The sequence below is a fragment of the Pseudoalteromonas sp. BSi20652 genome (assembly GCF_000239855.1).
Taxonomy (GTDB): domain Bacteria; phylum Pseudomonadota; class Gammaproteobacteria; order Enterobacterales; family Alteromonadaceae; genus Pseudoalteromonas.
Genome location: NZ_BADT01000025.1, coordinates 1 through 11,822 on the forward strand (window position 1 = coordinate 1; position 11,822 = coordinate 11,822).

Sequence of the window (11,822 nt, forward strand, 5' to 3'; positions counted from 1 at the left end):
CTAAATACAATCGCTACATTTTTTAAAAATATGGTGTCTTGGTTAAGCGGATCAGCACTTGCTGAATAATAGCTGAGATTAACGCTTGCACCTTACAATCAACAAATAAATAACACCGTATTTGTAATAAATACGGTGTTTTCATCTGTTTTTATTGATGGATTAGTGCAATATACGTGCTCTAATTGTACCCTCAACAGCGCTTAGTTCTTTAAGAGCTACCTCTGAGTGATCAGTATCTACATCTATAACAACATAACCAATAGCTGCGTCTGTTTGTAGGTATTGCGCGGCAATATTAATACCGTGCTGTGCAAATGCTTGGTTAATTTGTGTTAGTACGCCCGGTCTATTGTGGTGTACGTGTAATAAACGGCTACGATTAGCAAGCTCAGGTAATGATACTTCAGGAAAGTTAACGGCGGTAATCGTTGAGCCATTATCTGAATATTTAGCCAATTTACCCGCTACTTCAATACCAATGTTTTCTTGTGCTTCTTGTGTTGAGCCACCAATGTGCGGCGTTAAAATAACATTGTCGAACTCACGCAGTGGCGATATAAATTCTTCATCGTTAGATTTAGGTTCAATCGGAAATACATCAATTGCTGCGCCACTGAGTTTTTTCTCTGTCAGTGCTTCTGCAAGCGCATCAATATCAACCACGGTACCGCGAGAAGCGTTGATCAAAATAGATCCCTGCTTCATAACAGCCAGTTCGGCTGTGCCTATTAGGTTTTTAGTTTGTGGTGTTTCTGGTACGTGTAAGCTAATAATATCAGAGCGCTGTAATAACTGAGTTAAGTTATGCACTTGCTTTGCATTACCAAGAGATAGCTTATCTTCAATATCGTAAAACTCCACGTTCATACCGATATTTTCAGCCATAATACCCAACTGAGTACCAATATGCCCGTAGCCAATAATACCTAATGTTTTACCACGTGCTTCAAACGAACCATTTGCTGTTTTTAACCAGCCACCACGATGAGCCGCTGCATTACGCTCTGGAATACCACGTAATAAAAGCAGGATTTCGCCAAGCACAAGCTCTGCAACAGAACGAGTATTAGAAAACGGTGCGTTAAATACAGCAATACCGCGTTCGCGTGCTGCATCTAAATCAACTTGGTTTGTACCAATGCAAAAGCAACCGACAGCAACTAACTTTTCAGCTGCATCTAATACCGCCTCGCTTATATGAGTACGAGAACGAAGACCTACAAAGTGTACATCTTTAATTCGCTCTTTGAGCTCGTCCTCAGGTAAGGATGTTTTAACGTAGTCGATGTTGCTGTAACCGTTACGCTTTAGCGTTTCAACAGCGCTTTGGTGAACACCTTCAAGCAAGAGAATTTTAATTTTGTCTTTTGCTAACGATACCTTACTCATAACCTCATCCTATTTAATTTGTGGCCCATTTTTAGTGCCGATAATTACTTTATCAGCGCCACGCTCTGCGAATAGGCCGTTGGTAACTACGCCAACAATTGAATTTATTTGTGCTTCAAGTTGTTTGGCATTGGTAATTTTTAAGTTAAATACATCTAATATAACGTTGCCGTTATCGGTAACTACGCCTTGGCGATAAACAGGATCGCCACCAAGCTTTAATAATTCTCGTGCAACGTAGCTGCGCGCCATTGGGATAACTTCTACCGGAAGCGGGAAGTCGCCTAATGTGTTTACTAATTTGGTGTCATCAACAATACACACAAATTGTTTAGCTACAGCGGCTACTATTTTTTCGCGAGTAAGGGCTGCACCGCCGCCTTTAATCATTTCGTTTTGAGCGTTTATTTCGTCAGCGCCATCAACGTATACATCTAAAGTATCAATGTTATTAAGTTCAAATACTTCAATACCTAGCGCTTGTAAGCGCGCGGTTGAGGCTTCTGAGCTTGATACAGCGCCTACAATAGTGTCTTTTACTGAGCCAAGAGCATCAATAAAGTGATTAACAGTAGAGCCTGTACCTACACCTACAATAGTGTTTTCTTTTACAAACTCGAGTGCAGCCCATGCTGCTGCTTTTTTTAATTCGTCTTGTGTCATTATTTTGTGCTCATGTATGTCAAATGTGTGCTCAGAGCATGTGAATAGTCACATCACCAGCAGTAATTTTTATTTGGCGTTATTATGGTATTAAGTGGTACGTCCCATGATTCTATCGGCAATTTATCAACTTTTTGGCACTCATGTGCAAGGCCTATAAGTTGCGGTTTTTGCCAGTTTTCATCGTGCAAACGTGCCAACGTTCTATCGTAAAACCCACCCCCCATTCCTAAGCGATTACCACGGTTATCGAATGCAACTAATGGCATAAGTAAGTAATCAAGCTTGGGTAAAGGGCATATTTGACTGCAATTTAGCTTAGGTTCAAAGATACCATAGCGATTTGCCCTCATGGGTGAGTTTTTTTCATAGCGCTGAAACAGCAAAGTGACGCCATTAAAAGGGTGTATTACAGGTAGGTAAATAACGTGATTTAAGTTCCATAATTCCTTAATTAACAATGAGGTATCAAGCTCTCCATCGTTACTTAAATAGATGGCGATATGGTGCTTTTTAGCTGTTTTTTTTGACTTTAAGTATTGAATAAAATTCATACTTAGTGATTGAGATGCTAAAGTTTGCTGATTCTTAGATAGATTATTACGTAATTCGCGTAAAGATGTTCTTATTTGGGCGCGAGAATCGCTCATTTTTCAAACTTACCACTTAATTAAAGAGAAAACAGATCAGGAAACGCTAAGTACACCGTAAGCATAATAAGTAACGTAACAGCGGTTGCTATTAACGAGTAAAGTAATGCATTACTGCGTTTTTTTGGCGTTGTTATTAGGTCTTCTTCAAGCAATAGCTCTTCATCTTGCCATTCGTCTTCATCTACTTCGGGGCTTTTTATTTGTTCTTCTGGTAGTCGCTGCTCTAGGTCTTCGAGTTTTTCTTCTAACCTAATTAAGCTGCTAGTTATGTAGTCTAGCGCATCAAAAATGCGTTCATCACGATGGTTGTTATTCGCAGCATGAACTGAGCTATTTTGAATAGTGTTTGAAACAGCTTGAAGCTTACTTTTAATACCTAAGCTTGCTAATAACTTAGCCTGTTTTAATGCCTTGTCTTTATTGCTTGGCGCAAACAGTGGCTTGCCTTTAAAAAAAAGAGTTACTTTTTCATTTGACGTTTTTAGCTTTGCAGCCAAATTTGTACATGCTGTTTTTGTGTCAACGTTATCGGCAAGTCCTGCAAATATAACGCGAAAGTTATCGGCCATTTAACTATCCCTAAAGCTTTATCATTAAATGAGTATATACCTAAAGTATAAAAAAGTTCGAGGACCAATTAATAGTTATTTTTTTAACCATAAATTAGCGGTGCCATATGCAGTTGCAAGCTATAAAAACGGCCCTTAAAAGGACCGTTTTTTAATTACGTTAGTCTTAAAGACCCGCTGCTGAGCGAAGTGCGTCAGCTTTATCTGTACGTTCCCAAGGGAATTCGTCGCGACCAAAGTGGCCGTAAGCCGCTGTAGGAAGGTAGATTGGGCGTTCTAAATCAAGCATTTGAATCAAGCCGTAAGGGCGCAGGTCAAAATGTTCACGAATAAGCTCGATTAAACGGCTTTCTTCTAGCTTGCTTGTACCAAACGTTTCAACGCTGATAGAAGTAGGCTCTGCAACACCAATTGCATAAGAAACTTGTAGCTCACATTTATCAGCAAGACCAGCAGCAACAATATTTTTAGCAACGTAACGTGCAGCGTATGCAGCAGAACGGTCAACTTTTGATGGATCTTTACCAGAAAAAGCACCACCACCGTGACGAGCCATACCACCGTATGTATCTACAATGATTTTACGACCTGTTAAACCACAATCACCCATTGGTCCGCCAATTACAAAACGACCTGTTGGGTTAATGAAAAATTTAGTTGCGCTTGTAATAAGCTCTGCAGGAAGCACTGGCTTGATGATTGTTTCCATCACGGCTTCTACTAAATCTTTTTGTGAAATGTCTTCGCTGTGCTGAGTAGAAAGTACAACAGCATCAATACCTACTGGCTTGCCGTTTTCGTATGCAAAAGTAACTTGAGATTTTGCATCTGGACGTAACCAGTTAAGCTCACCGCTTTTACGCACTTGTGCTTGACGTTGCACTAAACGGTGTGAGTAAGTAATTGGAGCAGGCATTAGTACTTCTGTTTCGTTACATGCGTAACCAAACATTAAGCCTTGGTCGCCAGCGCCTTGTTCTTCTGGGCTTGTACGATCAACACCTTGGTTAATGTCAGGAGACTGTTTACCAATAGTGTTTAAAATTGCACATGAATCGGCATCAAAGCCCATGTCTGAATTTGTGTAGCCAATGTCACGAATTGTTTTACGTGTAATTTCTTCGATATCAACCCATGCGCTAGTCGTGATTTCACCACCAACCATAACCATACCGGTTTTTACGTAAGTTTCACACGCTACGCGGGCATGAGAGTCTTGCTCTAGGATAGCATCAAGAACCGCATCAGAGATTTGATCGGCGATTTTATCCGGATGACCTTCAGAAACTGATTCAGAAGTAAATAAATGTTTTGCCATTGTAATTCTGCTCACAAATATTGCGCTTCACAAACGTCGGTATTAGCGCTAAAAAATTAAGGGGCGTATTTTATCGAAAACAAAACACCTTGCATAGTGTTTTTACGCCTAGACGTCTAAATAAAATTACGAATGTCGTTCCAGCCTCAAAAAAAATTCATAATGCTCCATTTTCTGGGGTTTTTAATTGCACACCACACCCACATTAAGTAAGAATGGTCACAATAACAGTGCTCAAGTTATTTGAGTTCATAAACGATTACATAAATACCCGCGCAAATACACATATAAGGTAGGAGAATTCATGCCATCTCGCAAAGAACTTGCAAATGCTATTCGCGTCTTGTCAATGGACGCAGTACAAAAGGCCAAATCTGGTCACCCTGGAGCCCCTATGGGCATGGCTGATATCGCAGAAGTATTATGGCGCGATTATCTAAAACATAACCCAACAAATCCAGAGTGGGCTGACCGTGACAGATTTATTCTTTCAAACGGCCACGGTTCAATGCTTATCTATTCTCTATTGCACCTAAGTGGTTACGATTTACCACTGGACGAAATTAAAAACTTCCGTCAAATGCATTCTAAAACGCCAGGTCACCCAGAATACGGTTATGCACCAGGAATCGAAACTACTACGGGTCCATTAGGTCAAGGGATCACAAATGCCGTAGGTATGGCAATTGCTGAAAAAGCGCTAGCTGCACAGTTTAACCGTGAAGGTCACGATATTGTTGATCACTTTACCTATGCATTTATGGGCGATGGCTGCCTTATGGAAGGTATTTCTCATGAAGCAGGTTCACTTGCAGGCACATTAGGTCTGGGTAAACTTGTTGCATTTTGGGATGACAACGGCATTTCAATCGATGGTGAAGTAGAAGGTTGGTTTACAGATGACACGCCAGCTCGCTTTAAAGCATACGGTTGGCATGTAATTAGTGGTGTTGATGGTCACGACAGCGATGCTGTAAGTGCTGCAATTGCAGAAGCAAAAAGCGTTACCGACAAGCCATCATTAATTTGTTGTAAAACAATTATTGGTTACGGCTCACCTAATAAATCTGGTAGCCACGATTGTCACGGTGCACCACTAGGTGATGACGAAATTAAAGCGTCTCGCGAATTTTTAGGTTGGACTGGCGATGCGTTCGAAATTCCTGATGATATTTACGCACAATGGGATGGCAAAGAAAAAGGCAAGCAGCTTGAATCAAGCTGGGACGAAAAATTTGCAGCATACGCAAAAGCATACCCAGAGCTTGCAGCTGAATACAAGCGTCGTATTAATAACGAACTGCCCGGCGATTGGGCTGAAAAATCTCAAGCATATATTGAGCAATTACAAGCAAACCCTGCAAACCCTGCGTCTCGTAAAGCATCGCAAAATGCATTAAATGCGTTTGGTCCGTTATTACCAGAATTTATGGGTGGCTCAGCCGATTTAGCTGGCTCAAACTTAACAATTTGGGATGGCTCTAAAGGTTTAACAGCGGATGATGCAAGCGGTAACTACATTTACTACGGTGTACGTGAGTTTGGTATGTCGGCAATTATGAATGGTATTGCCCTTCATAAAGGCTTTATTCCTTACGGTGCTACGTTCTTAATGTTTGTTGAATATGCAAAAAATGCCGTACGTATGGCTGCATTAATGAAGCAACCAAGCATTTTTGTATACACGCACGATTCAATCGGTTTAGGTGAAGATGGTCCAACTCACCAACCAGTAGAGCAAATTGCAAGCATGCGTTTAACGCCTAACTTATATAACTGGCGCCCATGTGACCAAGTTGAGTCGGCAATTGCATGGCAACAAGCTATTGAGCGTAAAGACGGTCCTACATCGTTAATCTTTACTCGCCAAGGTCTTGAGCAACAAGCGCGTGACGCACAGCAATTAGCAGACGTTAAAAAGGGTGGTTACATCCTTAGCTGTGACGGCAATCCTGAAATAATTTTCATTGCAACGGGTTCTGAAGTGCAACTAGCACAAGATTCAGCAACTGAGCTACGCAGCCAAGGTAAAAAGGTACGTGTGGTATCTATGCCATGTACTGATGCCTTTGAAGATCAAAGTGCAGCATACAAAGAAAGTGTATTACCAGCATCTGTTACACGCCGCGTAGCAGTAGAAGCAGGTATTGCTGACTACTGGTACAAGTACGTAGGCCTAAATGGCGCAGTAGTAGGTATGACTACCTTTGGTGAGTCAGCGCCTGCAGGCGAGCTGTTTGAGCACTTTGGTTTTACAGTGGCAAACATTGTAAGCAAAGCAAACGAGCTTTTTTAATCGCTTTGATTAAATAAAGTAAGTAATTGAAAACCCGCACATGTTGCGGGTTTTTTTATGCCCTTACATGAAGCAACTTCACCTTGAACAATGCTGCTTTCCTTGCAAGAAAGTAAGCTATCAGGCAAGGTAGTGCGATAAAATTTATAAATAAAAATCTTAAATTAATAGCAGGAGCTAAAAATGCCAAAGTTCGATAACGTAAGTGTAGTAAAAAAAGCCAATGTATATTTTGACGGAAAAGTGTCGAGTCGTACCGTTATTTTAGGTGATGGCGAAGCAAAAACTTTAGGCTTTATGCAACCAGGTGAGTTTGTTTTTGATACAAACCAAAAAGAGTGCATGGAGCTTTTAGCTGGCCAATGGGATATTTTATTACCAGGCGCAAGTGAGTGGAAAACATTTAACGCGGGTGAATCGTTTAATGTTGACGCAAATGTAAGCTTTAAAGTAAAAGTATCTGACTTTGCTGACTACTGTTGTTCGTACACAGATCAATCAGTATAGCTAGACGTCTGAAAGCCCATGCACTATGGGCTTTGCATAAACTTTGCGCAACACATGACTTAAATCACCAAAAACTGCAAATAAACATCAAATATCTCTCTTTTTTCCTTGTGTTAATCTAAATAGCCCCCAATACTATTTATGAGGTAACAATTAAAAGGATACCCTATGAAAATTAATCTTTCTGGTCACCATGTTGAAGTTACTGACTCTATTAGAGAGCACATCAACGAAAAATTTTCAAAAATCGAGAGCCATTTTCCATCGCTTATTGCACTCGAAATTATTTTGTCAAAAGAACATCATAAAATCCAAGCTGAAATTAGCACAAATTACGAAGGTACGCGCATATCGGTAAAAGGGGAAAACGAAGTTATGTACCCAGCCATTTCAAGCGCAGCTAAAAAACTCGATGCGGCACTAAAACATCGAAAAGGGCAGATAAAAGCAAACCTACACGAAAAGCCTGTAAGTACAACACCTGAAATTGCACACGAGATCATCCAAGAGATGGATCTTAAATAAAATTTAGTCACAAAGTATTGTAAAAAAGAGCCGTATGGCTCTTTTTTATTGCCTGTAATTTAGGTAAGTTATTCGCTCTTGTAGTTTATTAATCAAAAAAATTAATAAAAGTAGCGTATAACACACATATTTTGAGAAATTAATGCAGCAAACACAAGCAATATGGAAATCTCGCTTAGGGGCCCTTGGTCCTGGGATTTTAATGGCAACCGCTGCCATTGGTGGCTCACACTTAGTAGCATCAACTCAAGCCGGTGCATTATTTGGTTGGCAACTTTTTTGGCTAATATTGGCGGTTAACGTATTAAAGTATCCTTTTTTTCGTTTTGGTATGGAATACACTTTAACCACTAAGAATAGTTTAGTAGAAGGCTATAAAAATAAAGGCCCCGTTTATTTTTATAGTTTTATAGGCCTAAACATACTTGCCGCTATTGTAAACACTGCTGGCGTATTACTACTCACAGCAAGCTTACTGCATTACGCGCTCCCTGTAGTGATAGAGGTAACCTTATTGTGTTGGCTACTGCTTGGGGTATGTTTAATCATATTGTTACTAGGGCACTTTAAAACGCTCGACAGTGTGGCCAAAGGCATAATGGGGTTATTAACGCTGGCTACCGTTATTGCGTTAGTTATCGCGTTTAGTAATGGCCCAATGGCACCTACTGACTATGTTGGCCCATCACCTTACGAGCTGGCTATGCTGAGCTTTATGGTTGCTTTAATGGGTTGGATGCCTGCTCCTATCGAAATATCAGCATTAAGCTCGCTTTGGCTAAAAGAAAAACAAGCCCAACAAACAGTTTCTAAAAGCCAAGGCTTGTTCGATTTTAACGTAGGTTACTGGCTTACAGCAGGCTTAGCACTGGTGTTTTTTAGCTTAGGTGTATTAGTGCAATACGGGCAAACCAGTAGTATAGAGCTCGGTGGTGTCGCGTTTGCCAAGCAGCTTATTGATATGTACGCATTAACAATAGGCGAGTGGGCAAGGCCGCTTGTATCAGCAATCGCCTTTTTATGTATGTTTGGCACCACACTTACTGTGCTAGATGGCTACGCCCGCACGCTTAACGAATCTCATAAACTACTTGGCTTTGGGCAATCAAAACACAGCCTAAAGATTTGGTTAATACTACAAGCACTTGCCGGTATGGCGGTTATTTTATTTTTTAAATCAGCCCTGGGACCAATGCTTACCTTTGCCATGACACTCGCTTTTGTGACCACCCCTGTTTTTGCATGGCTCAACTTTAGCCTAGTGCGCTCAGAGCCAGCCATTAAGCATAGCGTGTTATTACGTAGCCTAACGTGGTTAGGATTAGTGTACTTAGTTGGTTTTGCCGTTGCGTTTGTGGTGTGGAAGCTAGCAGCTTAAAGATAGCTATTTACTTTAGGGTTTTAAGTAAAGCCCTAAAGCATTAAATTCTAGGATTAAACGAGGTATAAATGGATATTCGAGTTGGTGAGCTTTCAAACCCACCCGTTATAAAACTACTACAAGCGCATCATAACGATATGTTAAAACACTCGCCCGTTGAGAGCGTACATGCACTTGATGTGAGCAAACTCACTCAGCCCAACATAACCTTTTATAGCTTATGGATTGATAATAATTTAGCGGGTGTTGGCGCTTTAAAAGCACTAAATGCGACAGAAGGCGAAATTAAATCAATGCGCACATCAAGCAACTATTTACGCCAAGGTATAGCTGCTAAGTTACTCACGCATATTATTGAGCAAGCGACCTTGCAAGGTTATAAAAAGTTAAGTTTAGAGACCGGCACGGCAAAGGCATTTTTGCCCGCACAAAAGCTTTATACTCAGTTTGGTTTTAAAGAGTGCGAACCGTTTGGGGGTTATGAGCTAGAACCGTACAGCTTGTTTATGAGTAAGATGCTTTCAAATTGAGAGGGGTGAGATTATGAAATACAAAATTGAACATACAGCTCCAGCACTGGATGCATTTGCAAATTTACGCGCACAAGCAAAGTGGCAAAACCCTGACGATAAAATATTAAAAGTAAGCATAGAAAACTCACTTTTTTGGGTCACAGTGTACGACACTGATAAGTTGATAGGCACTGGTAGAATTATCGGTGATGGCGCAATGTATTTTTATATTCAAGATGTAATTGTTGCGCCAAGTTATCAAAGCAAGGGCATTGGTCATTCAGTTATGACCCACATTGAAAACTATCTAAGCAGCACCTGCTCTAATGGTGCGACAATAGCTTTATTAAGTGCTCACGGTAAAGAAAGCTTTTATACACAATATGGTTATGTAAAGCGTGATGGCGATGGTTTAGGATTAGGAATGTGTAAGTTTATTAGCAAGAAATAACAAATATTGCTGCATGATATCAAGACTATTAAGATAGCTTTTAGAGGTATGGCGCAATGAGCGAACGCGATTTGTTTTCAGAATTAACTACAGCACTTGTGGACGCTAAAGCGCATTCACAAGGAAAGCTTACGTTACGTTCTCATAAGGTAAATGATATCAACGACCTTGCTATCTCACCTGATGAAATAGTAAATATTCGAGAAACATTTAATATGTCGCGTGGTGTGTTTGCTAATATTCTACATACTTCAGCAAGAACGCTTGAAAACTGGGAACAAGGTCGCAGTGCACCTAATGGCCAAGCAATAACATTGCTAAAGCTTGTGCAGCGTCATCCTGAGACGCTAAATCATATAGCTGAGTTGTAAGTTCCTTTGGATTATTTATTATTTTAAAAGACAAAAAGAAAGACGCGATCTATTACTTTCTTGTGGCAGCTAAGAGCGAATAGCGGTCATTCAGGTGAGTCGTCATTAACTTAGTAAGAATAAGAGGAGACTTTCCTCTTTTTTAGATGTTTATATAAGCTACAGAAACTATAATATTTATAGCTGGCAATAGCTTACACTATTTGCTATTAGTATAAGTTCATAAAATAAGGACGTTTTCGCGCTAAAAAAGGGAAAGTGTCCTCTGATAAAGTTGTTATGACTCAGGATACTTAGATTGAGTGACAAAGCAAAATTTCTATGGAGTGCAATAGTTTCTTATAGCACCCTAATATTTGTTCTACTACCGATTGGCTTATTGGTTCAAGGTAGCAAGGCCCATGAAGCCTTTGTGTTTGTGATGATAACAGTTCTATTTTCTATACCTGTAGCTTTAGGTGTCGCTACTTTCGGCTATAGTATTTTTGCATTTATTACAAGAAGAATAGAGTTCAATAAATATGTTAGTGTATTTTGTGGTGCTGCCGGGGTTGCTTTTGTTCTTTCCGGTTTAGCTAATATAATTGGTTTCTTTGTTGTTGGTAATGTAAATAGCGGCATGTCAGGGTTCTTTTTGTATCCAACATTAATTGTTAGTGCACTCGCGGCGTTCGTTTATTTAAGCTTCGAAAAATGGTCATAACAAAGCCATCAAATCGACAGCTTTTCCGTCGCTTTTTTTGTGGTTTAACGCTACGCTACCACAAAAAAATCAACTACAAAGCCGCAATTTATGGCGGCGTTAGCTGTTTAGGAAACTATGTACATGGAATTATTTAAGGAGTATTTAAAATACGCTTTCCCTTACGCGTTAAAAGTAGGATTTTCACTTTTTATTGTTACAATGTCACTAGCTATAGCTAAAGTCGCTTTCACTGAATTAACCGATCCTTTAAGTGTTGTAATTGAGCGTCTAATAATAGTTGCAGTTGCCATGTTTGCTTTCTTTTTTACTTGTAGCTTTATTTACGGCTTGTACAAATATTATATTGAGTCACCTTTTATCAAAAAGTAACTAGTTTAGGTGCTAAAAACAGCTAACAAGAACTTCAAACGGAAAAAATACAGTTGGCTGTTTTCACTCCGTTCAACATTTTAGCCAACTTTATTTTTCCGCTTAAGTA

General features: G+C 39.9%; 14 protein-coding genes. 9 read left to right on the forward strand and 5 right to left on the reverse strand.

The features are described 5' to 3' along the window. Window positions 1-162: 162 nt before the first annotated feature. From serA to metK, 5 genes are all read right to left on the reverse strand, one after another. Window positions 163-1,392, reverse strand: a complete 1,230-nt coding sequence (gene serA / locus P20652_RS15630; RefSeq protein ID WP_008165902.1) for a phosphoglycerate dehydrogenase — start codon at window positions 1,390-1,392, stop codon at window positions 163-165. Window positions 1,393-1,401: 9 nt separating this feature from the next. Beyond that, the gene (gene rpiA, locus P20652_RS15625) at window positions 1,402-2,055 is read right to left on the reverse strand and encodes a ribose-5-phosphate isomerase RpiA (protein ID WP_008165903.1); all 654 of its coding nucleotides are present in this window, start codon (window positions 2,053-2,055) and stop codon (window positions 1,402-1,404) included. A gap of 53 nt (window positions 2,056-2,108) precedes the next feature. Continuing rightward, on the reverse strand, window positions 2,109-2,705 hold the full coding sequence (locus tag P20652_RS15620; RefSeq protein ID WP_008165906.1) for a 5-formyltetrahydrofolate cyclo-ligase: 597 nt from the start codon (window positions 2,703-2,705) through the stop codon (window positions 2,109-2,111). A 20-nt stretch (window positions 2,706-2,725) separates the two neighbouring features. After that, the gene (locus P20652_RS15615; protein WP_008165908.1) at window positions 2,726-3,277 is read right to left on the reverse strand and encodes a hypothetical protein; all 552 of its coding nucleotides are present in this window, start codon (window positions 3,275-3,277) and stop codon (window positions 2,726-2,728) included. A gap of 166 nt (window positions 3,278-3,443) precedes the next feature. After that, complete coding sequence (gene metK / locus P20652_RS15610; protein WP_008165910.1) at window positions 3,444-4,595, reverse strand: methionine adenosyltransferase; 1,152 nt, start codon at window positions 4,593-4,595, stop codon at window positions 3,444-3,446. A gap of 304 nt (window positions 4,596-4,899) precedes the next feature. On the opposite strand from metK, the gene tkt reads away from it, so the two are divergent. From tkt to P20652_RS15570, 9 genes are all read left to right on the forward strand, one after another. After that, window positions 4,900-6,891, forward strand: coding sequence for a transketolase (gene tkt, locus P20652_RS15605; protein WP_008165912.1), 1,992 nt, complete (start codon window positions 4,900-4,902; stop codon window positions 6,889-6,891). Between the two features lie 183 nt (window positions 6,892-7,074). Next, on the forward strand, window positions 7,075-7,398 hold the full coding sequence (locus tag P20652_RS15600) for a pyrimidine/purine nucleoside phosphorylase (RefSeq protein ID WP_008165915.1): 324 nt from the start codon (window positions 7,075-7,077) through the stop codon (window positions 7,396-7,398). 168 nt (window positions 7,399-7,566) lie between these two features. After that, window positions 7,567-7,923, forward strand: coding sequence for a ribosome hibernation-promoting factor, HPF/YfiA family (gene hpf, locus P20652_RS15595; RefSeq protein ID WP_008165917.1), 357 nt, complete (start codon window positions 7,567-7,569; stop codon window positions 7,921-7,923). 142 nt (window positions 7,924-8,065) lie between these two features. After that, entirely contained in the window at window positions 8,066-9,301 is a 1,236-nt protein-coding gene (locus tag P20652_RS15590; RefSeq protein WP_008165919.1) for an NRAMP family divalent metal transporter, read from the forward strand. Between the two features lie 71 nt (window positions 9,302-9,372). Continuing rightward, entirely contained in the window at window positions 9,373-9,834 is a 462-nt protein-coding gene (locus P20652_RS15585) for a GNAT family N-acetyltransferase (RefSeq protein WP_008165921.1), read from the forward strand. A gap of 13 nt (window positions 9,835-9,847) precedes the next feature. Further along, a complete protein-coding gene (locus P20652_RS15580; RefSeq protein ID WP_008165922.1) occupies window positions 9,848-10,267 on the forward strand; it encodes a GNAT family N-acetyltransferase in 420 nt (139 codons plus the stop codon). A gap of 56 nt (window positions 10,268-10,323) precedes the next feature. Continuing rightward, window positions 10,324-10,638 carry a DNA-binding transcriptional regulator gene (locus P20652_RS15575; RefSeq protein ID WP_008165923.1) on the forward strand — a complete coding sequence of 105 codons (315 nt, stop codon included), beginning with the start codon at window positions 10,324-10,326 and terminating at the stop codon, window positions 10,636-10,638. 298 nt (window positions 10,639-10,936) lie between these two features. Then, a complete protein-coding gene (locus P20652_RS17280; protein ID WP_033016991.1) occupies window positions 10,937-11,341 on the forward strand; it encodes a hypothetical protein in 405 nt (134 codons plus the stop codon). Window positions 11,342-11,464: 123 nt separating this feature from the next. Next, window positions 11,465-11,713 carry a hypothetical protein gene (locus tag P20652_RS15570; RefSeq protein WP_008165926.1) on the forward strand — a complete coding sequence of 83 codons (249 nt, stop codon included), beginning with the start codon at window positions 11,465-11,467 and terminating at the stop codon, window positions 11,711-11,713. Window positions 11,714-11,822: the final 109 nt, after the last annotated feature.